This is a genomic window from Planktothrix pseudagardhii (genome assembly GCF_904830925.1).
Taxonomy (GTDB): domain Bacteria; phylum Cyanobacteriota; class Cyanobacteriia; order Cyanobacteriales; family Microcoleaceae; genus Planktothrix; species Planktothrix tepida.
The window spans coordinates 1,284,230-1,306,289 of record NZ_LR882967.1; the positions used below are offsets into that span (position 1 = coordinate 1,284,230).

The 22,060-nt window shown below is 37.5% G+C and carries 12 protein-coding genes and 1 pseudogene; 9 read left to right on the forward strand and 4 right to left on the reverse strand.

The window, feature by feature from the left end:
• The first annotated feature begins 39 nt into the window (after positions 1-39).
• Entirely contained in the window at positions 40-1,155 is a 1,116-nt protein-coding gene (locus tag NMK36_RS05540) for an IS630 family transposase (RefSeq protein ID WP_254173219.1), read from the forward strand.
• Positions 1,156-1,254: 99 nt separating this feature from the next.
• Here NMK36_RS05540 and NMK36_RS05545 read toward each other — a convergent pair whose 3' ends face one another.
• Positions 1,255-2,175 carry an IS5/IS1182 family transposase gene (locus tag NMK36_RS05545; RefSeq protein ID WP_072717485.1) on the reverse strand — a complete coding sequence of 307 codons (921 nt, stop codon included), beginning with the start codon at positions 2,173-2,175 and terminating at the stop codon, positions 1,255-1,257.
• 239 nt (positions 2,176-2,414) lie between these two features.
• On the opposite strand from NMK36_RS05545, the pseudogene NMK36_RS05550 reads away from it, so the two are divergent.
• The 3 genes and pseudogenes from NMK36_RS05550 to NMK36_RS05560 all read left to right on the forward strand — a co-directional run.
• Positions 2,415-3,568 (forward strand): annotated as a pseudogene (locus NMK36_RS05550) (type I polyketide synthase); the annotation flags it as partial.
• 30 nt (positions 3,569-3,598) lie between these two features.
• Positions 3,599-4,219: a CurL C-terminal domain-containing protein gene (locus NMK36_RS05555; protein ID WP_438822837.1), complete on the forward strand. Its 621-nt coding sequence runs from the start codon at positions 3,599-3,601 to the stop codon at positions 4,217-4,219.
• A 107-nt stretch (positions 4,220-4,326) separates the two neighbouring features.
• Positions 4,327-4,881, forward strand: coding sequence for an SRPBCC family protein (locus NMK36_RS05560; protein ID WP_254173220.1), 555 nt, complete (start codon positions 4,327-4,329; stop codon positions 4,879-4,881).
• A 67-nt stretch (positions 4,882-4,948) separates the two neighbouring features.
• Here the strand turns inward: NMK36_RS05560 and NMK36_RS05565 are convergent, their stop codons facing one another.
• On the reverse strand, positions 4,949-6,175 hold the full coding sequence (locus tag NMK36_RS05565; RefSeq protein WP_254173221.1) for a glycosyltransferase: 1,227 nt from the start codon (positions 6,173-6,175) through the stop codon (positions 4,949-4,951).
• 20 nt (positions 6,176-6,195) lie between these two features.
• On the opposite strand from NMK36_RS05565, the gene NMK36_RS05570 reads away from it, so the two are divergent.
• Both NMK36_RS05570 and NMK36_RS05575 read left to right on the forward strand, forming a co-directional pair.
• Entirely contained in the window at positions 6,196-7,938 is a 1,743-nt protein-coding gene (locus NMK36_RS05570) for a hypothetical protein (RefSeq protein WP_254173222.1), read from the forward strand.
• On the forward strand, positions 7,935-9,548 hold the full coding sequence (locus tag NMK36_RS05575) for a glycosyltransferase family 39 protein (protein ID WP_254173223.1): 1,614 nt from the start codon (positions 7,935-7,937) through the stop codon (positions 9,546-9,548). Before NMK36_RS05570 ends, NMK36_RS05575 begins: the two co-directional genes overlap by 4 nt.
• Before the next feature lie 2 nt (positions 9,549-9,550).
• On the opposite strand, the gene NMK36_RS05580 is transcribed toward NMK36_RS05575, so the two are convergent.
• Complete coding sequence (locus NMK36_RS05580; RefSeq protein ID WP_254173224.1) at positions 9,551-17,131, reverse strand: type I polyketide synthase; 7,581 nt, start codon at positions 17,129-17,131, stop codon at positions 9,551-9,553.
• Between the two features lie 161 nt (positions 17,132-17,292).
• Here NMK36_RS05580 and NMK36_RS05585 point away from each other — a divergent pair, with 161 nt between their 5' ends.
• The 3 genes from NMK36_RS05585 to NMK36_RS05595 all read left to right on the forward strand — a co-directional run bounded on the left by NMK36_RS05585 (position 17,293) and on the right by NMK36_RS05595 (position 20,900).
• Positions 17,293-18,903: an alpha/beta hydrolase gene (locus NMK36_RS05585; RefSeq protein ID WP_254173225.1), complete on the forward strand. Its 1,611-nt coding sequence runs from the start codon at positions 17,293-17,295 to the stop codon at positions 18,901-18,903.
• 39 nt (positions 18,904-18,942) lie between these two features.
• Positions 18,943-20,529 (forward strand): glycosyltransferase family 39 protein, encoded by a 1,587-nt coding sequence (locus tag NMK36_RS05590; protein WP_254173226.1) that lies wholly within the window; start codon positions 18,943-18,945, stop codon positions 20,527-20,529.
• A 170-nt stretch (positions 20,530-20,699) separates the two neighbouring features.
• The gene (locus NMK36_RS05595) at positions 20,700-20,900 is read left to right on the forward strand and encodes a hypothetical protein (protein WP_254173227.1); all 201 of its coding nucleotides are present in this window, start codon (positions 20,700-20,702) and stop codon (positions 20,898-20,900) included.
• 12 nt (positions 20,901-20,912) lie between these two features.
• Here the strand turns inward: NMK36_RS05595 and NMK36_RS05600 are convergent, their stop codons facing one another.
• The gene (locus NMK36_RS05600; protein WP_254172743.1) at positions 20,913-22,025 is read right to left on the reverse strand and encodes an IS630 family transposase; all 1,113 of its coding nucleotides are present in this window, start codon (positions 22,023-22,025) and stop codon (positions 20,913-20,915) included.
• Positions 22,026-22,060: the final 35 nt, after the last annotated feature.

Genomic DNA, 22,060 nt, shown 5'->3' on the forward strand with positions numbered 1-22,060 from the left:
GTATAATGAAAAACCAAGTTTAGAAAAATCAATCAAAAGATGCCTGCTAAAAATCATTTAAATGAAAAGCAAGTAGAGAAACTACAGAAAAGATTGAAAGAGGAAGAAAATGGACAAATCCGAGAAAGAATCTTGATTTTATTATTGCTAAATGATGGTAAAAAGCAAAGTGAAATTGCCAAGTTTTTGGGCTGCTCATTAAACAAAGTATGTTATTGGTGTGTACATGGAGACCCTGACAAATTAGAAAGCCTAAAAGATGAAAGAATGAAAGGAAATTATAGAAAAGCCACAGACAAATATATAGAGATATTATTAGAAACAGTAGAAAAAGAACCGGAAGAATTAGGATATGAATTTGGGAGATGGACAGGAGAAAGATTGGCAACTTATTTAGAACAAATCACAGGAATCAAATTAAGTAGTTCACAAGTGAGAAAGATATTAAAGGAAAAAAAGTATGTTTATTTGTGGGCAAAGTATAGCTTAGAAGAGAAAAGAGATCCAGAAAAAAGAAAATTATTTAAAGATAAAATAGAAGAATATTTGAAAATAGCAAAAGAAAGTCCAGAACAATTACAGGTATGGTTTTGGGATGAAAGTGGATTTAATTTAAGAGTGATAAAAAGAAAGAATTGGTGTAAAAAAGGGAAGAGGAAACAGATTAGAGGAGACAGGAGGAAAGGAAGAGTTAATGTGATGGGAGGATTGAGGTACTCGGATAAAAAAAGATTTGTAGAATTTCTGGATAAAGGAAATGCAGATAATTTTTATCAAGTGTTAAAAAGTTTTTATCAAGAGCTAATTTATGAATGGGTATTAGCGGGAAATCAAGCAGAAGAATTTGTAGAAAAAGGAGCTAAGATCCTGATTATTCTTGACAATGCAAGTTTTCACAAAAAAGAAGAGTACCTAGAAAAAATTAAAGCAGAAATGCCGAATGTCTATTTAGAATTTCTTCCAGCATATAGTCCAGATTATAATTTAATTGAATTAGTCTGGCATTCAGCTAAAGAATATATAGCTCATCGACTCTTTAAATCAGTTGATGAGCTAGAGTGTTTATTACATCAGCTTTTAAATGAAGGACAGTTATCTATTAGACATCTCCGAAAATCTCCAAATGCCCTCTATCGCTACTTTTGGAATCTCTAGCACTCCTGTGCCGGCTTCTCCAAAAGTAACGGATTCATAGGCTTTTTCAGTCACATTAATAATAACTAATGAATTTTATCTCTGATATACAATTATTTCTCAAAAGAATTCTGGGCAATTCTTAGATGGTAATACAATCGCTCCTATTCGCCATCTTATTAATCCACATACTGTCAAGATTACTGCTTCATAATTTTGCCTCTTTAACCGAAATCTTTCTGAAGCAACTCGATAAATTTTTATCAGTCTTATTAAATGTTCAACTACAATCCTTTGTTGGGCTTTTAACCGATTTTCTTCTCGCTTTTCCGCCGACATCTCTTGATTCCTCGGTTTCTTATACGGTGTATTAATTGCTGTTTCTCCTACATAAGCTTTATCCCCTCTGTATTTTTGATTATTCCCCAATTCCTGGCTTCTTTCTCTCCACAATTTCAGATCACTTGTTGCTCCGGTATAACCCACAGCTACATCCACTATTTCTTTTCCGTTTGGCATGACAATGACTTGATTTTTAAAGGTATGTGTCTTTTTCTTTCCTGAGTAATATTTTTTCTGCTCTTCATTGTCTGTTGGTCTTTCCCTGGGCTGTTCATAGCTATCTACTACTAACTCAAATTCCACCAGAATTTTTTCTACCCACTCCCAATCACTCTCGTTTTTTTTTACTTGCTCTAGCAAACTCGCTGGTAGTAATTCTCTCAAGATTTTTATCCAGTTATGGAAAATATCATTCGCTGTTGATTCACTGACTTCAAACTGTAACCCTAACATTTGAAATGTCGGCATTTGATGCAGATAAATTAGAGTCAGTAAGATTTGTTCCTCCACAGATAATTTCTGCCGACGACCCCCACCTGCTTTAATCAACCTGATTTTAGTTTTTTCTTTTTCCTGTCGTTTTTCTTCTTCTAATAACTCCGCAGCTTGAATGAGTTCTATCATCTGTTCATATTCCATCCCTAATAGCCTTTTTGCTTGCTGGGGATTCTTGTCCAGATAGTCTCTTAATTTACTCATCTCTAATCCGGGGTAAAATTTAATTTTATCATCTTTTTACCCCTCCTTTTTTCTATTTTGGAGATGTCTATTAAATGGGGACGTAAACTTAAAAACAAAGGTAATGCTATAATCACAGTTTAAATACACAACAGCTTAATATAATTTAATTCAAATAACTTTAACTGCATCAACCCTCAACCATGACCCCACCGACTGAACTATCCCCAACCAAACGAGCACTTTTGGCCCTCGAACAAATGCAAGCCAAACTAGAAGCGCTGGAAAACCGCCACCATCAACCCATTGCCATTATTGGGACGGGATGCCGTTTTCCGGGGGGTGTGGAGAGTCCCGAACAATTTTGGCAACTGCTGCGGAATGGCGTTGATGCGATCGCACCTGTTCCCCAAGATCGCTGGAATATCGATGAATACTATCATCCAAACCCCGACACCCCAGGAACGATTTGTAACCGTCTGGGGGGTTTGTCGGCAATTTACAGGATTTTGATGCTCAATTTTTCCGCATTTCTCCCAGAGAAGCCGCCAGTCTCGACCCCCAACAACGCCTGCTTTTAGAAGTGAGTTGGGAAGCATTAGAAAATGCGAGTTTAGCCGTTGATCGCCTCGTGGGAACCCAAACCGGAGTCTTTGTTGGCATCTGTGCAAACGATTATTGGCATCGGTTACTCAGCCGCCAAAACACTGAAATTGACGCCTATCTTGCTACTGGAAATTCCCATAGCTTGGCGGCGGGTCGAATTTCCTATAGCTTTGGTTTTACTGGCGCTAGTTTAGCATTAGATACCGCTTGTTCCTCTTCATTAGTTGCCGTTCATTCCGCTTGCCAAAGTTTAAGAAATCAGGAGTGTAATCTGGCGATCGCAGCAGGCGTTAACCGAATTATTTCTCCTCAAATGAGCATTAACTTTTCTAGGGCAAAAATGTTATCCCCAGAAGGACGTTGTAAAACATTTGATCAGGCGGCGGATGGATTTGTTCGAGGGGAAGGTTGCGGGGTCATTGTATTAAAACGGTTAAACGATGCGATCGCTTCAAATGATAATATATTAGCGATTATTCGGGGTTCTGCCGTTAACCATGATGGTCGTACCAGTGGCTTAACAGTTCCCAATGGTCGCGCCCAGCAAACCGTGATTCGGCAAGCGTTAGAGAATGGTCGAGTCAAGCCGGAACAAGTTAGTTATATTGAAACTCATGGCACTGGAACCCCATTAGGAGATCCGATTGAAGTGAATGCTTTAAATATTGTTTATGGCGACAATAGAGCGAATCATTTTCCTTTAATTATCGCTTCTGTTAAAACTAATATTGGTCACTTGGAAGCGGCGGCAGGAATGGCTGGATTAATTAAAGTTATTTTAGCCTTACAACATCAAGAAATTCCACCTCATTTACATTTTAATACCCCTAATTCTCATATTGATTGGGATAAAATAGCGGTTAAAGTTCCAACCGTTATTTTACCTTGGGTGAGAGGAAATCAAGACCGAATAGCAGGGGTCAGTTCCTTCGGATTTAGCGGAACTAATGCCCATGTAATCTTAGCAGAAGCTCCGTTATTAGAGGCAAAATCAATAACAACAGAACCCCCTGTTAATCTATTAACTTTATCGGCAAAAACTTCAACCGCTTTACAACAGTTAGCTGTCCGATATCAAAATTACTTAAAAAATAATAGGAATCACGCTTTAGCCGATATTTGTTTTACTGCGAATATCGGGCGATCGCATTTTAACCATCGATTAGCTATTATTACCCGATCTAAACAAGAATTACAACAACAATTCACTCAATTTTGTAGTGGAGGAACCCCAGAAGGACTATTTCAAGGACGAGTGCGGGAAAATCAAGTTAATCATCGTTTTTTCCCAGACCTAGAGTTTCTATCCTTACAAAATGACGCAAAATTATTATTTGATTTAGCAGAATTTTACGTTAATGGAGGGTCGGTTAATTGGGAGAAATTCTATCAAGGTTATTCAGGTTGTAAAGTGGTGTTACCTAATTATCCGTTTCAGAGACAACAATTTTGGATCTAGTTTTTGATATAATTGACCAGGTTAATCTTTGTGTGCCGCGCTCTCAGCGCCACTACCAATAGATGTTTTTTAAGTCTCAAAACTCTTGGCAATCTTGGATTACCTTTATGTCTGCTATTGGTTTAAGTTTCACCTTGATCAATAGCCCTGTTGCAGTTGCTGAACGCCTTAATCCTGTTCTGTTAGCCAGCCAGCCTCAACGGGCAATATTAACCGGAAGAAATGGGCAATATGTGGTTAAAATTGTTGTCAATAGCTCTGCGGATACCGCTTGGAAAGTGTTAACAGATTATAATAATTTTTATCGATTTTTACCCAATGTTACCAGTAGCAAACTGTTAAAAGTTCAAGGAAATCAAAAAGTCTTTGAACAAGTGTATAGAATTAAAGCACTTATTGTTGATGAAACAAGCCGAATTCGCCTTTCAGCCAGCGAAACTTATCCTAAACAAATTGCATTTAAACTTGTTGAAGGAGAGGTGAAATCGTTACAAGGAAGCTGGACAATTGAACCGATTTCCTCTAAACAAGTGATTATTCAGCATCAAGTTAATGTTGATCCCGGTTCAACCCGCACCAGAGCTTTATTTTATACTATCTATGAAAATACATTGAAAATGACGTTAGAAGCCATTAAGAAAGAATCCGAACGTCGTAATTAATTTTATTGTCATTGTGAGAGAAACGAAGCAATCTCAAAACCTTTTAGATTGCTTCACTTCCCTTGTATTACTTCTGCTCAATTTGTTGTTTCCAAATCTCTAATAAATTTTGAACCGCCTCATCCCAACTACAATCTTGAACAGTTTCTCTCCCTTGCTGTCCCATTTGTTCCCGCAACTCTGAATTCTCCACTAAAACCTTTAACTTTTTAGCAAAATCATCAGCATTTTTAGGTGTAAATAATAACCCATTTTTCCCCGATTCAATACTATCAATAACCCCACCCGCAGCAGGTGCTAAAACCGGAATACCGGATGCAAATGCTTCTAAGATGGTTAACCCTCTGGTTTCCTTTTCCGATGTCGTAATATGGATATCACTATTCGCTAAAAGTCCTGCAACTTGACTCGGTTCTAGCCGTCCTAAAAAATGAATATTAGCGGTAAAAAATTTAAAGTTCTGAGCAATTTCATCTTTCAATTCCCCATCCCCTGCAATTATAAAACTAACTTGATCTAAATCAATCAATTCTTGTATTTTTGCTAAAGCTTTAAGGGTAAACTTCCACCCCTTATCAGGCGTTAACCGTCCTAAAAAGATGAGTTTAACCTTGTCATCAACATTAGATAAATGATAATGTTTAGCAAAAAAGTTGTCTTCCCGTTTGTGGGGATTAAATTGTTCTAAATCAATCCCTAATAAATTCCCATAAATTACATTATGCAGTCCCACTTTAACCAATTTTTTAGCACTAGAGGAACTAGCGGTTAACGTGGCATTATAGCCGTTATACGTCCATCTAAAATGAAATTTTAATAAAAACTGAATTCCTGCAATAATAACGGATGGTAACGGTAAATAATCCTCTAAATATTCCATTAAATTACTATGAAAGAAACTCACACAGGGAATATTATATTGTTTAGAAAAATCGATTCCAGGTCGTTTTAAAAACCCTAACCAAAGTCTTTCCGGTTCATCAACATGAATAATCTCTGGTTGAAACTGTTCTAATTCTTCTAATACCATTTGATAAGATTTTTGGCTCACATTCCGTTCAAAATCAACCCCCATAAAGGCGGTACTGTCTAAATTAATAACCCGAACTCCAGGTAAAATATCTCCGGTATAATCTTTCCAATGGGGATAAATGGTTGGTAATGCACTATAATCAGGACAAAATAATAAAACCTGATGTCCGAGTTGACTCAGCTTTTGAATTCGCTGAAAAACTGTTATGGTCACGCCATCAACGACGGGAAGAAATCCTGAGCTAATGATTGCAATTTTCATGTTCAGTTCATTTAAAAACAATGAGCGAAAATAAAATTATAACTTCGATTTACCTTTTTAATTTCTTTAAAAATCGCTCAACTCGATTTTGGTTAATACTCAGTTTATTAATTCCGATTTATTTTGGATTAATGTCCATAGGTTTTTATCTAATTCATCCTTATCTTATTCAAGATGATGCTAGACATCATGTAGTTTGGTTACAAAAATTCGTTGATTTGCAATTGTTTACGGAAGATTTTATTGCTGATTATTTTTATGGTGTTGCGCCTGCTGGATATAAGTTTATTTATTGGTTAATCGCTCAAATGGGAATCGGTGCTATTACGCTTGCGAAAATTTTACCCACTGTTTTAGCATTAATCACAACTGTTTATATTTTTCACGTTTCTCTTAATATTTTCCCCCGTCCAGAAGCAGCATTTTTAGGAATATTAATTTTAAATGAAAATCTCTGGATGAATGATGATTTAATTTCAGCAACACCGAGAGCTTTTTTATATCCAATTTTTGCAGCTTTTATGTATTATTTAATTAAGCGATCGCTTTTTTACACCCTATTAACCCTAGCCTTGCTAGGCTTATTTTTTCCCCAGTTTTTATTCGTTGCGTTAGCATTGCTTACCGTTCAACTATTTCAATTGAAAGGGAAAGCACTTCGGCTTTCCAAAAACAAAGAAAACTATATTTTTTGGATGTCAGGACTCATTATTGCTGCGATTATTCTTTCTATTTTTGCTGTCCAACTATCCGAATTTGGTGAAACCTTTAATAACGCACAGATGAAAATAATGCCAGAATTCGGTTTAAACGGACGGGTCGAATATTTCGGGGTCAACCTTCTTTATTTTATTCTCGATGGGAATAGTGGCTTAAATCTTCCCTTATATCCTTTCCCGATTTTATTGAGTTTAGCTTTACCGTTATTCTTAAAGCTTAAACTTCCCTTAACCCAGTTCATTACCTCTAAAATCCAGATTTTATTCTCTCTAATTTTAGCTTCTTTAGGTCTGTTTTTTCTGGCTCATATTTTCCTATTTAAACTTTACTTTCCCAGTCGCTATACTTACCATAGCTTTATTTTTATAATGGCAATAAGTTCAGGGATTGTTTTGTTTATTTTGTTAGATTATGGCGTAAATTTTTACCACAAACTGCAAAGAGAATCACCTAAAAGCCAACCTTTACAAATCATCAGTTTGAGAATCGCAGCAATAGTCCTCACCGCTTCTTTAATCTTACCGTTTATTCCAATTGTTCCGTTTATTTTCCAAGGATGGGTTATGGGTGAATATCCTGAACTGTATCAATTTTTTTCAACTCAGCCGAAAGACACCTTAATTGCATCTTTAGCGGATGAAATCGATAATTTACCAGCCTTTTCCCAACGTTCCGTTTTAGTGGGTGGAGAGTTTGCCCTTCCCCATCATATCAAATATTATCAGGAAATTGAACAGCGAACCATTGATTTAATTAAAGCTCAGTATAGTTCTGATTTAGAGGTAATTACTAATTTTATTAATCAATATAACATTAATTTTTTGCTACTGGAATTTAATTTTAATAACCCCAATTACTTATTAGAAAAGCCTTGGCTTGTGAACAGTTCATTTAAAAAAGTAGTTTTGGAAACCGTTGAACAGCTTAAACAAGAAAAAAAATTAGCGATTACTCCCTTAATAGAACCTTGTTCAGTTTTTACTCACTCAAATTTTCAAGTATTAGATACAACTTGTATAACCCAAAAGGAACTTAAAAGATGAATCACCTAAAAGCTATCCGACATCAACCCTTGACCGTTTTACTATTAATTATTGTACTCATCAGCTTAGGACTCCGAGTAATTAATTTAGGAGAAAAAGTGTATTGGGTTGATGAAGTTTCTACCTCTTTAAGAGTTTCTGGTTACACTCGACAAGCGTTGATTCAAGACATCTCTCAACGAGATTCTATTACGATTCAGGAATTAAAACAATATCAACAATTAAATCCTGACCGAAACTGGAAAGATACAATTTCTGCCTTAACTCAAAGTCCAGAACACGCGCCTTTATATTTTATTCTCCTCAGAATTTGGCAACAAATCTTTGGAAGTTCGGTCGTCGTCATCCGAACTTTATCGGTTTTATTGAATATTTTGTGTTTCCCGTTATTATATCTATTGTGTTTAGAATTATTTAAAGTTGTAGAAGTCGGAAAAATAGCCGTTATGTTGTTTGCGGTTTCTCCCTTTTTTATGGCTTATGCTCAAGAAGCTCGTCCCTATAGTTTATGGATGTTAACTCTTCTATTATCCAGTTTAACCTTATTAAAAGCAATTCGCCTCAATCATCCTAAATCTTGGTTAGCATATACCTTCAGCTTAATTTTAGGGTTATATACGTCTTTATTCTCAGGTTTTACCTTAATCAGTTCAACCCTTTATATTCTAACCCTCGAAAAATTAAAATTAACAAAGCTGGTTAAGAATTATAGCGTTTATTCTGGCTTAGGATTACTCGCTTTTCTTCCTTGGATGATGATAATTATCTTGAACTGGCGACAACTCCAGGATAATACGACCTGGGTGAAAGCACCTATGGAGTTTTTACCAAAAGTTGCTATTTTTATTTATAGCCTTTCAATTTTATTTTTTGATTTTCTAAGTTCAGAACAACCCAGCTTGTTCGTTATGATCTTAGGATCTCTCCTCACCATTTTTGTTTTAGGGTTAATAACATTCGCTTGTTACTTCCTGTATCAAAAAACACCTCAATCAATCTGGTTATTCGTTTTTTGTTTAATTTTAGTGAATCCTTTACTATTATTGTTAATCGATTGGATTTCCCAAGGACAAGCTTCAGCAACCTCTCGATATCTGATTCCTTGTTATCTGGGTTTATTGTTAGCGGTTGCTTACTTACTCGCTACTCAAATTTTTGATTTTCATTCGATTAAAAAACGTCAATTTTGGCAGTTTATTTTAATACTGATCCTATCAGTTGGTTTAATTTCTTGTATTTTATATCAAGAGGCGGTTCCCATTTACCAAAAAGGTCGAAATCGGCATAATCTGACAATAGCTCGTTTAATTAACCAAAGTGAATCTCCGGTATTAATCACCGAAACGCAACAAATTTTTGATATTTTATCCTTAAGTTATCAACTTAACCCGAATCTAACCATTTATTTATTACCTCAAACGGATTTAGAACAAATTTTAAATCCTGATCAATCCTTACTTTTATTTAATCCTTCTTCTCTATTAAAAGATACAAGTAATCAAGAAAGTCAGTTTGATTTAGAGGAAATTTATAAACCGGATTTATTAACCCCAAATGATCGTTATCTAGCCCTTTGGAAAATTAAAAAAGTTCAGAATCCCATTCGATAACATTACTTTTGGATCTCCTCAACTAAAGTTTTGATCGTAAATTCAATTTGATCTTCGGTGTGAGTTGCGGTCATAAAAAACCGTAAACGAGCGCCATTATAAGGAACAGAAGGATAAACCATTGGGTAAACATTAATTCCCCGTTTAAATAACGCTTGAGAGAGTGTGACCGCTTTTTGAGATTCCCCGACAATAATCGGAATAATCGGAGAATTTTGACTAATTCCCGTATTAAGTCCCTGTTGTTTTGCTAAGGTTAAAAACCGTTGAGCGCGATCGCATAAATGTCTAACCCGTTGGGGTTCTTTTTGCAAAATCCGCAAAGCAGCAAGGGCGGCGGCGGTGTTAGGGGGAGACATCCCAACGCTGAAGACAAAACCAGGGGCGGTATATTTTAAATATTTAATCAGTTGCTTACTTCCCGCAATATAACCCCCACAACTGGCAAAAGATTTACTTAAAGTTCCCATCCATAAATCAACGTCTGAAGCGGGAATTTTAAAATATTCACTAATGCCTCGCCCCTGCTGACCTAATACGCCGATTGAATGGGCTTCATCCACCATTAAAAAGGTTTTATATTGCTTTTTCAAGGCAACAATTTCCGGTAACGGGGCAATATCGCCTTCTGTACTATAAATGCCTTCAATCACAATTAACACTTTTTCAAATTGTCGCCGTTTTTGTTGTAATAGTTTCTCTAAACTTTGCCAATCATTATGGGGAAATTCAATTGAAGTTGAACCGGATAACAGACACCCTTGGCGAATACTATTATGGCTGAGGGCATCATAAAGAATTAAGTCTTTTTCGCCGAATAAATGCCCAATGGTTGAAACGTTCGTGGCATGACCGCCAATATAAACAATACAGTCTTCTGTTCCTAAGAATTGAGCGATTTCTTGCTCCAATTCTTGATGAAGCGATCGCTCTCCAGCCACAATTCGACTCGCAGAAACGGACGTGCCATAATGTTCAATGGCTGTTTTTGCCAGTTCTGAAACCTGCGGATCACCACAGAGTCCTAAATAATTATAACTGGCATAATTAATTAATTCTTGCCCTTCAACTTGAATAGTTTCACGGGCAACACTATCATAAATCCTAAAGAAAGGATTGCCTAATTTTTCGGCTTTTTCCACATCTCGTTCTAAGGTTAAATATTCAGGAGAGCGTTCAAATTGATAATATTCTGCGGGAATTTCTTCTGCAATTATTTCAGGGGTAGGCGGTGGCGGGGTTAAGGGTTTGGAGGGCGGGGTTGGGGTAACAATACGACGGGTTTTAAGAGATTGATTTAATACATCTTCGCTGAGAACATCGGTTAAGAAATAATCAACCAATGCTTCTAAATCAGGATAATCAAAGACTGAACTGAGGGAAAATGTACTACCCAAACAATTTTGTAAACGGTTCTTGAATTCAACCGCCATTAAAGAATCCATTCCTAAATCGCTGAGATTATCTTCTAAGTTAATAGATTCAGGGGAACTATACCCTAAAACGGTTGCCAGTTCGCTTCGTATTTTTTCCGATAAAATTGTTTTACGGTCAGACGTTGAAGTTGTTGCTAACTGTTGTAAAAAGTCTAATTTTGGGTTAGAATTAACTTCGGGTTCAGTTGCCTTATCCTGGGAAATCAGATCTTCTAAGAAGGGAAAAGCAACACTATCCGGCACTTGTTGGGTAAAAGCTGACCAATCAACAGAAAATACGCCGATTTGGTGGATAGTTTCAGACAGTAATTGATCAAGAATTTTTAATCCTTGTTGGGGTGCGATCGCTTTCATTCCCTGCGCTAATAATCGCCCTTGATTTTGATTGCTTAATTGGGCTGCCATTCCGGCTTCATCCCAAGCACCCCAGTTAATACTTAACCCTGGTAAACCGAGTTGGCGGCGATATTCCATTAACCCATCCATGATCGAATTTGCAGCCACATAATTGCTTTGACCGGGGGAACCGATTAAGGCAGTAATTGAAGAGAAACACACAAAAAAATCGAGGGGTAAATTTAAAGTGGCGGTGTGTAAATTCCAAGTTCCGGTTACTTTGGGGGCTAAAACCTCTCTAAATCGTTCCCAAGTTTGTTTTTCCAGAATGCCATCATTCAGAACCCCTGCGGCATGAATAATCCCCCGTAGTGGCGGTAATTGATTAGAAATGGTATAGGGTTTAATGACCGTTTCAACGGCTTCTAAATCCGTAATATCTGCTTTGATGACTTGAATCGTAACGCCTTGATTTTTTAACTTTTCAATAACATTTTTAGCGTGTTGAGAAGGTTCACTGCGTCCAACTAATAATAGATTTTTTGCCTGTTTTGTCACCAACCATTGGGCAACTTGTAACCCTAATGCCCCTAATCCTCCGGTAATTAAATAGGTACTATCTTCTCGAATCGTTATGTCTTGAATGGGTGGGGGTAACGTCATCACAACTTTTCCGATATGTTTTGCTTGCGCCATATATCGGAAGGCATTTGAAGCCTCTTCAACGGGAAAAACAGTATAAGGAAGAGGTTGTAATTGTTTTTCTTCAAACCCAGGCATTAATTCCGTTAACATTTGGTTGATTAACTGGGGGTTTTGTTCCGCAATTTCTAATAAATCAAAGGCTTTATAGGTAATATCAGCCCGTTTTTCTTGAACTTGCTGTTGAGTCCAAATTCCGATTTTCCCAATTTCAATAAACCGACCATTGGCAGATAAAATTTCTAAACTTTTGGGGATGAATTCTCCATTTAAACTATTGAGAACGACATCAACGCCTTGATTGTTTGTCAACTCGCGAATTTCGTCAGCAAAGGCTAAAGTTCGGGAGTTCATCACAAATTTAATCCCTATTGACTTGAGAAACTCTTGCTTTCCTGGGGATGCCGTGGCGTAAATTTCTGCCCCCATTTGTTGGGCAATTTGAATGGCAGCTTGACCGACTCCCCCAGAAGCGGCATGAATTAAAATGCGATCGCCAGGTTTTAATTGAGCTTGGACAATTAAGGCATAATAAGCAGTTAAAAAGGCGGTGGAAAGGGTAGCGGCTTCAGCAAAATTAATATGAGTCGGTTTAGGAATAACAAATTGATGATTAACGGTAATATAACTGCCTAAACTTCCCAACGCAGGGGCTGCGATCACTTCATCTCCAATGTTTAAGTTTTTAACGCCTGTCCCAACGGCAACAATCATTCCTGAACATTCCCCTCCTAACGGAATTTCTGAAGCGTTAGAAATTCCCATTTGTTCTAAATATTGATTCAACATTCCCAACCCGTTGAGAACATCTCGAAAATTCAATCCCACCGCCCGAACTTGGATTTCTACTTCTCCAAAACCAGGTTTTTTTCGGGTTAAAGGAACAAAATCAAAGTGATCTAAGGTTCCAAGATTAGCAATTTTGAGTTGATAAGGTTCTAAAGTTTTACGATCAGGTTGATAAGCGTTTAACCGAGGGACATAACGGACTCCCTGACGGTAGGCAATTTGGTTTTCTTCGTCGGGGTTTTCTAATTCTTCTAATAAAGTTTGGAAATTTTGGTTTGAACTATCGTTTGGTTTTAACGTCTTTTGGCTTGCGGGTAAAATTAACTTAAATGACTCCAAATCAATACAAATACAGGGTAAATTTGGATGTTCTAAACGGATGACTTTTGCTAACCCAAACGCATAATGTTTTGTTTGTTTGGATAAATGAGAGGAATAAGTCACGATCCAAAGTCGAGGGGGTGTTATCCCTGGTTGCTGAGTAATACGTTGAACCAGATTAAGTAAACTCGCGCCTGTTTCGTCAAAGGTTTGATCAGAACTCCAGAGGTAAATAATCTGGTCACAAGGTTGTAGTTGTCCTGAGACGTTTTGAGGGTAAATAATAGAACAGCGATCGCCTTTTTCCTCTAAACTTTTAGCTAATTTCACGCCGAATTTTGGACAGTCTGAAACAATCAGCCAATTGGCGGTTTTACGAGTTTGGCTAGCAGATAAACGGGGTTTAGGTTTCCAAGTTAACCGATATAAATCTGGCAATTCTGGGGAGGAACTATCGGAAATTTGAATGAGTTCTTGTAAGGATTTTAGGTTAATTGCCCGTAGCGTTAACGTTTCAATTTCTGCTAATATTGTTCCGTTATCATCGAATAGTTGAAGTTGGGCAGTGATTTGTTGAGAATTAATCGTTTTGATTTTAACAGAACTCCAGACCTTATCGCTTGGTCGTTGATAAATATGCAGATTTTCGATACTGACGGGTAGATAGGTTGTGCGATCGCTTTGTTTAAGTAAAATTGTACCTAAAACTTGGAAACAAGCATCTAATAAAACCGGATGCAAGGTATAGGGATCGGTTTCAGTTCTTAACCCTTCGGGTAATTGAATTAAGCCTAATGCTTCGTTTTCTTTTTGCCAAATTTGGGCGATCGCTTGAAAGGATTTACCATAATTAAGCCCCTGTTTTTTGACTTGTTCATAATAGTCGGGAATAGAGGCAAGTTCTCCCCCTTCTCGTTGAAGGGAATTATTCCTGAATTGCCTATTTTCTAAGTTAGTTTGGGTTAAGCGTCCCCTAGCGTGAAGGGTTTCTGTTAAGGGGATATTTTCTTCTGCGATAAAACTATAAATTTTAAATTCATATTCTCCCTGAGATTTGGGAGTTAAAATAACTTGAACGGTTGTTTCTGTGGGGGATAACTTTAGCGGTTGTTCTATGGTTAATTGAGATAAGGTAACGTCTTCTCGAATTGCCTTGATTGCTGCTAAGATGATTTCCAGATAAGCAGTTGCAGGTAAAACAGGCTGAGAAAACAAACAATGATCTTGTAAATAATGGGGAGACTGGGAACTCAACCGAGACTGAAAGCGGATTTCTGTTGTTCCTGCTAACTGTAACTTTTCTCCTAATAAGGGATGCAGAGAAGGAGAAACAGTCAGAGATTTTTGAGGGTTAAATTTAGCCGTTGACCACCAATAGGATTGACGTTGAAAGGGATAGGTGGGAAGTTGTATTAAATAAGGAATATAATCTGGATCTAATTTAGCCCAATTAATTGAGATTCCTTGAAGATAAAGTTCGCTTAAACTCGATAAAACTTGCTGTAATTCTTGTTCAGGACGCAAACTGGGTAACAAAGATTGATCAAGATCAGAACCGCAAGAACGCGCCATCCCCAAAAGAACGGGTTGAGGGCCGATTTCTAGCCAAATTTTAGCGTCTAATTGCTTTAATGTGCTAATACTATCGGCAAACCGAACCGGTTTAATAATATGTTCACACCAATATTCAGGAGTAGCAATATCCTGATGAATCGATGTTCCGGTAACATTGGAAATAATCGGAATTTGCGGTTGATGGTAAGTAATTTCTGATGCAATGTTTCTAAACTCTCCTAACATGGGAGTCATTAACGGGGAATGGAACCCATGAGACACGTTTAACGGGGTGGTTTTAATGTTTTGGCTATTGCATTTTTCGATAATATTTGAAAGGTTTTGAAGGGTTCCAGAAATAACAAGAGTATTAGGAGTATTAAAGGCGGCAATTGTCGCATCTTCTTTAATAAGCGATCGCACCGTTTCTTCATCTGCAAAAATAGCAACCATTCCCCCATTTTCGGGTAAGGCTTGCATTAATTTTCCCCTAGTGGCAATTAGTTTTAAGCCATCTTCTAAACTGAACACCCCCGCCAAACAAGCCGCCACATATTCCCCCACACTATGACCGAGAACAACGGAGGGAGTAACGCCTAAAGATATCCAGAATTGAGCTAACGCATATTCCAGGGAAAATAAAGCGGGTTGGGTGTAAGCCGTCTTGTGTAAATCGTTATTTTCTGAGAAAATTACGGATAATAAAGATTGTTGTAAATAAGGACGGAGAATTTGATCACATTGATCTAATGTTTGGCGAAATATCAAATTAGTTTCATAGAGTTTTTGCCCCATCCTAAGATATTGAGACCCTTGACCTGTAAATAAAAAGGCAATCTTGGGAGACGTTTTAGGAGTGGTGGTTGTGTAGCGAACTCCAGAAGTTTCTTGATCATGAACAAAAGCATTGAGGCGGTCTTGAAATTGTTGGTGAGAGTCAGCAATAATCGTGAGGCGGTGAGAAAATTGCGATCGCCTGGTATTAGCACAATAGCAAATATCCTTTAAAGAAATATCAGAATTATTCCTAAAAAAAACTTCATATCGATGCGCTAAATCCTTGAAGGCGGCTTGTGTTTTTGCGGAAATTGTTAATAGATGAGGTGTCCCCAACCCCTGTAGAGACGCGCCATGGCGCGTCTCTACATTCTGGCGCGTTTCTACGTTTGCTTGCAACACAACATGGGCATTTGTCCCCCCAAACCCAAAGGAACTAACCCCCACCAACGCCGGATCAGAAGGGTTGGGCCAAGGCGTTAACTGCTGTTGCACCCGGAGTGGTAGTTGCTCAAAATTCACCGCAGGATTGGGATTTTGGAAATGCAAACTCGGCGGAATTTGTCGATATTTAAGGATCAGAGCAGCCTTGATTAATCCGGCAACTCCGGCGGCCGTTTCTGAATGTCCAATATTTGTTTTCACTGATCCAATGGCGCAGAACTCCCCATCAGGACGGTTTTCAGCCAGAACTTCCCCTAACGCTTGCAATTCCACCGCATCCCCCACTTTCGTTCCAGTTCCGTGCGCTTCAATATATTGCACCTGACCGGGCGAAACCCCCGCCACCCTGTAGGCTTGGCGCAGTACCGCTTTCTGAGCTTCGACATCAGGAGCGCTGAGGCCGTTGCTGTGGCCATCTTGATTCACCGCACTACCCCGAATCACTGCATAAATCGGGTCGCCATCCGTTAACGCTTGTTCCAACGGTTTTAACACCACCATTCCCGCCCCTTCGCTGCGGACATAGCCGTTGGCACTGGCATCAAAGGTTTTGCAACGGCCATCGGGGGACAGTAATCCGCTTTTGCTAAACCCAACCATAATCGTTGGCATCAACAACCCATTCACCCCACCCGCTAACGCCAAGGTTGACTCGCCGCGCCATAAACTCTGACAAGCGAGGTGGACAGCAACCAACGACGACGAACAAGCGGTATCAACGGCTAAACTTGGCCCCTTAAAATCGAACAGGTAGGAGAGACGATTCGCCGCAATGCAGTTAGCGGTGCCTGTGGTAGCATGAGAATCGCTGACGGGGTTTTGCCACAACAGCACCGAATAATCATGGGTTCCAATGCCTACAAAAACCCCCGTTTGGCTTCCGGCAAGCTGTTCAGGAATTTGCAGTGCATCTTCCAGCGCTTCCCAAGCCACCTCCATTAATAAACGATGTTGCGGGTCAAGGGTGAGGGCTTCTCGTGGCGAAATCCCAAAAAAATGCGGATCAAATTCATCGATTCGGTCTAAAAATCCACCCCAACGACTATTGGTTTTATTCGGGATTGTAGCATCTGGATGATAAAATTCATCGTTGTTCCATCGAGATTTCGGAACTTCTGTAATCACATCAATCCCATCTTGCAATAGTTTCCAAAATGCTTGCGGATTATTAGCACCAGGAAAGCGACATCCAATTCCAATAATTGCGATGGGTTTGACTTCCATAGGGGTGACAATCTGACGTGAATTTTACGAATGAGGAAGCGCCTAAAAGAATCCAAGGCGAGACTAGATTTTTAATTTTGCGTCAGTCCATCTTACATGATTTTGGAGCGATTGTCAATGCTAAAATGCGACTCAGTGAAAGATAAAATTTATTAATCGTTATGAAGCCTATTATACTTCTTCAGAAAACGCGATATTCTAAACTGTTACTTTCTCTCACTACCTGCTTGCTTGTCAACGTTTTCAGTATTTTACCAGGGAAGACGGCGGAAAGAATAGATTTTAAATATGGTATTGCAAAAATTTCGATTGAGATTGAAGAATTAGAAACTTTTGCTAAAACGGGAAAAACTGAAGAAGAATTAAGCATTTATCTGAAATTTTTAAGCCCTCAACAGCAAGCATTGTTACGAAATTTTCTCAATACTCGCTATGAGATGGATGCGACTAAAATTAATCGCATTTTTGTCGCTAAGGCGGGAAGAAGTTTATTTGATAATGCTGGAGAAATTATTCAAACTGAACAAGGCGAAAATGGGGCAGAAGCAATGCGGCTTGCGTTAGCAACAGCGGCGGTTCATCCCGACGGGTTAACCCCGATTAATATTCTGGCACAATTTCCCACGGATATTTTAATTAATGTTAATCAAATTATCGAGGTGCGAAGGCAGCTTTTCAGCTTAATTCAAGAAACGAAAAATTCAGTTAACTCTCTAATGGAGATGACCGTTGAGGAAGCGAAGATTCAACCTGTACAAAACTTCAATGAACTGCCGGATTTACGACAAAATGGTTCTTTTCAAGTGACTAAGCAAACCTTAGAATTTGTTGATAAAAGTCGAAATCGTCAACTCTTTTTAGATTTATATTTACCCCAACAAATTCAGAAGGATTCAGTTCCTTTAATTATCATTTCAAACGGCATCGGTGCTACTAGAAATCGCTTTAGTGATTTTGCTCAAAATCTCGCGTCTGAAGGCTTTGCTGTTGCCATTGCGGATCATCCTGGGAGTAACCAAAAATGGCAACAAGACTTTTTTGCGGGCATTCATCAAGATAACTTTGAAGTGCAGGAATTTATAGATCGACCGTTAGATATTACCTTTATTTTAGATCAACTTGAAACCCTAAATTCAAGTCAATTTAATCATCAACTCAATTTGCAAAAAGTCGGTTTATTTGGTTATTCCTTTGGAGGTGCGACGGCATTAGCCTTAGCAGGGGCAGAAATTAATTTTGAGCAATTAGAACAAGATTGCACCCCTGACAATAAACGGTTTAATATTTCTCTCCTCTATCAATGTCGGGCGTTAGAATTACCTCGAAAAACCTATTCTTTTAAAGATGATCGCATTCAAGCTTTATTTTTATTTGTTCCGTTTGGGAAAAGTATATTTGGAAAAGTTGGCATGAGTAACGTTCAAGTTCCGGTATTTTGGCACGCAACGAATGAAGATGTTTTAACTCCGTTGGTGTTAGAACAAGTTCCTGGGTTTAAGCAATTAGCAACCCCGAATAAATACTTTGCAGTCGCGACGGGAATTCCCCATACGAGAGTGACCTTTGAACTGTTTAACCGATGGATGAATCAAGGAATTACTTGGGACTATTTAAAACAGTTAAGTGAAGGGTATCATAATACCTTAACTACCGCTTTTTTTAAAGTTTATTTAAGTCAAGATCAACAATATTCTGCTTATTTAACTGCTGCTTATATGAAGCAATTAAGTAATAAAAATTATCCGTTGGTTTTTGTGCAATCGCTTCCTTAAATCCTTCAGATTACCTATCAACTTATTATCATCTCTCCAATGCAGCTAAAATCAATAATCTCTCAACTTCAATCAAAATGGCTCATTATTATTTTAATTTTAGGGTTAATTTTTCGCTGTGTTAATTTAGATCAAAAAGTGTATTGGGTGGATGAAGTAGCAACCACATTGCGAATTTATGGCTATACTCAACCGGAATTTGTTCAAGAAATCTCTAAAAAACCTGTGATTACCATTACTGATTTACAACAGTATCAGAAACCCGGAGAAAGAACATTTCAAGACACAATGCACGCCTTAACCCAAAGTCCCGAACACGCCCCACTGTATTTTATTTTAGTTAAATTTTGGGTTCAGATTTTTGGGAGTTCAATGATGGCTATTCGTAGCTTATCAATTGTTCTGAGTTTATTGGCTTTCCCTTGCTTATATGGGCTATGTTTAGCGTTATTTCAACTTCCCATAGTCGGGAAAATTGCCGTTGCTTTATGGTCGGTTTCCCCCTTTTATGTCGCCTACGCCCAAGAAGCACGTCCCTATAGTTTATGGGTAGTGACTATTCTTCTCTCCAGTTTAACCTTATTAAAAGCGATTCGATTCAATACTCTGCAAACTTGGGGACTCTATGCTTTAACCTTAACATTAGGATTATATACCTCTTTATTATCAATTTTTCTGTGGGTTGCCCAAACCGTTTATATTTTAGCTTTAGAGAAATTCAAGATTAATCAACTTTTTAGACGCTATGCGATTGCATCCACGTTAGGCTTTTTAAGCTTTACTCCCTGGTTATGGGTGATGTTAAAAAATTGGGATAATCTACAAGATAACACAATTTGGATGCGAGTCTCCCTCGATTTTTTATTCATGATTCCTCTATGGATTTATAATACATTTATTCTCTTTATTGAATCTCCCGTAAGCTTAGATACTTCCGTTATTCCTCGAATTATTCTTGATTTTAATTTACTCATCTTAGTTTTAACGTCCCTGGTTTGCCTTTGTCGTCAAACCCCTCAAAAAACTTGGTTATATGTTCTAAGTTTAATGATTATTCCCCATATTATTTTAATTCTAAGTGATTTAATCATGGGGGGACAACGTTCAACCGCAGCGAGATATATTATCCCCTATCATTTAGGGATTAACTTAGCCGTTGCTTACTGTTTCAGCTATCAGCTAAATTTTAATAAATTAGCAAACCCGACCTATCGGAAAATTGGGAAAATTATTTTGATAGGGGTTCTATTAATCGGGATTTTTTCCTGTATTTACCTTATGAATACTTCCCCAAAATATCAAAAAACCCGTAACCTCAGTAATATTCCCATTGCTCAGATCATCAATCAAATTGAGTCTCCCATTATCATTACTGAGAAATCGCAAATGATTGATATTCTCTCCTTAAGTTATCTTCTTAAACCCAATACCAAAATCTATAATGCTGAAACGTTTAATTTCTCGAATACTTGCCAACCCTTATTCCTATTCAATCCTTCCCAACAGTTACAAACCGAACTTCTTAAACAAAATACTTTAAAATTAGATCAAGTTTACAAACCCAAACTTTTAATCCCCAGTGAAATATATCTTTCCCTCTGGACAGTTAAAAAGTCCTGTTCGTAGTCGCTTTAGCGCGATCACTTGTGCCTCTATTGAGAACAATGCAATTTATGTTAAAATGCTGATTCAAATGTATCGCTTTAGGGCGATCACTGGCGCTACTATTAAGGGCTAAAACCCAACTACGAACTTAATGATGCGCGAACCTCATCCTACTAAATTAGGCTAAAATAATGGCTGAATTTTTAACATTAGTTGAACTGCTTCAATACCGATCGCAACATCAACCCCACGATACCGCTTATATTTTCCTAAAAAATGGAGAAACAGAATTACCCCCATTAACTTATCAACAATTAGATAAAAAATCAAGAGCGATCGCAACTCAACTCAACACTTTAAACCTCCAAGGAACTAGAGCCTTAATGGTTTAAGCTGTTGTGTATTTAAACTGTGATTATAGCATTACCTTTGTTTTTAAGTTTACGTCCCCATTTAATAGATAACTGTCCTTCATTTAAAAGCTGATGTAATAAACACTCTAGCTCATCAACTGATTTAAAGAGTCGATGAGCTATATATTCTTTAGCTGAATGCCAGACTAATTCAATTAAATTATAATCTGGACTATATGCTGGAAGAAATTCTAAATAGACATTCGGCATTTCTGCTTTAATTTTTTCTAGGTACTCTTCTTTTTTGTGAAAACTTGCATTGTCAAGAATAATCAGGATCTTAGCTCCTTTTTCTACAAATTCTTCTGCTTGATTTCCCGCTAATACCCATTCATAAATTAGCTCTTGATAAAAACTTTTTAACACTTGATAAAAATTATCTGCATTTCCTTTATCCAGAAATTCTACAAATCTTTTTTTATCCGAGTACCTCAATCCTCCCATCACATTAACTCTTCCTTTCCTCCTGTCTCCTCTAATCTGTTTCCTCTTCCCTTTTTTACACCAATTCTTTCTTTTTATCACTCTTAAATTAAATCCACTTTCATCCCAAAACCATACCTGTAATTGTTCTGGACTTTCTTTTGCTATTTTCAAATATTCTTCTATTTTATCTTTAAATAATTTTCTTTTTTCTGGATCTCTTTTCTCTTCTAAGCTATACTTTGCCCACAAATAAACATACTTTTTTTCCTTTAATATCTTTCTCACTTGTGAACTACTTAATTTGATTCCTGTGATTTGTTCTAAATAAGTTGCCAATCTTTCTCCTGTCCATCTCCCAAATTCATATCCTAATTCTTCCGGTTCTTTTTCTACTGTTTCTAATAATATCTCTATATATTTGTCTGTGGCTTTTCTATAATTTCCTTTCATTCTTTCATCTTTTAGGCTTTCTAATTTGTCAGGGTCTCCATGTACACACCAATAACATACTTTGTTTAATGAGCAGCCCAAAAACTTGGCAATTTCACTTTGCTTTTTACCATCATTTAGCAATAATAAAATCAAGATTCTTTCTCGGATTTGTCCATTTTCTTCCTCTTTCAATCTTTTCTGTAGTTTCTCTACTTGCTTTTCATTTAAATGATTTTTAGCAGGCATCTTTTGATTGATTTTTCTAAACTTGGTTTTTCATT

What these genes read in the sequence shown, in the direction of transcription:
- NMK36_RS05590 (WP_254173226.1), top strand. Translation starts at nt 18,943, where the DNA reads ATGCAGCTAAAATCAATAATCTCTCAACTTCAATCAAAATGGCTCATT.
- NMK36_RS05575 (WP_254173223.1), top strand. Translation starts at nt 7,935, where the DNA reads ATGAATCACCTAAAAGCTATCCGACATCAACCCTTGACCGTTTTACTA.
- NMK36_RS05570 (WP_254173222.1), top strand. Translation starts at nt 6,196, where the DNA reads ATGAGCGAAAATAAAATTATAACTTCGATTTACCTTTTTAATTTCTTT.
- NMK36_RS05600 (WP_254172743.1), bottom strand. Translation starts at nt 22,025, where the DNA reads ATGCCTGCTAAAAATCATTTAAATGAAAAGCAAGTAGAGAAACTACAG.
- NMK36_RS05560 (WP_254173220.1), top strand. Translation starts at nt 4,327, where the DNA reads ATGTCTGCTATTGGTTTAAGTTTCACCTTGATCAATAGCCCTGTTGCA.
- NMK36_RS05585 (WP_254173225.1), top strand. Translation starts at nt 17,293, where the DNA reads ATGAAGCCTATTATACTTCTTCAGAAAACGCGATATTCTAAACTGTTA.
- NMK36_RS05545 (WP_072717485.1), bottom strand. Translation starts at nt 2,175, where the DNA reads ATGAGTAAATTAAGAGACTATCTGGACAAGAATCCCCAGCAAGCAAAA.
- NMK36_RS05565 (WP_254173221.1), bottom strand. Translation starts at nt 6,175, where the DNA reads ATGAAAATTGCAATCATTAGCTCAGGATTTCTTCCCGTCGTTGATGGC.
- NMK36_RS05540 (WP_254173219.1), top strand. Translation starts at nt 40, where the DNA reads ATGCCTGCTAAAAATCATTTAAATGAAAAGCAAGTAGAGAAACTACAG.
- NMK36_RS05595 (WP_254173227.1), top strand. Translation starts at nt 20,700, where the DNA reads ATGGCTGAATTTTTAACATTAGTTGAACTGCTTCAATACCGATCGCAA.
- NMK36_RS05580 (WP_254173224.1), bottom strand. Translation starts at nt 17,131, where the DNA reads ATGGAAGTCAAACCCATCGCAATTATTGGAATTGGATGTCGCTTTCCT.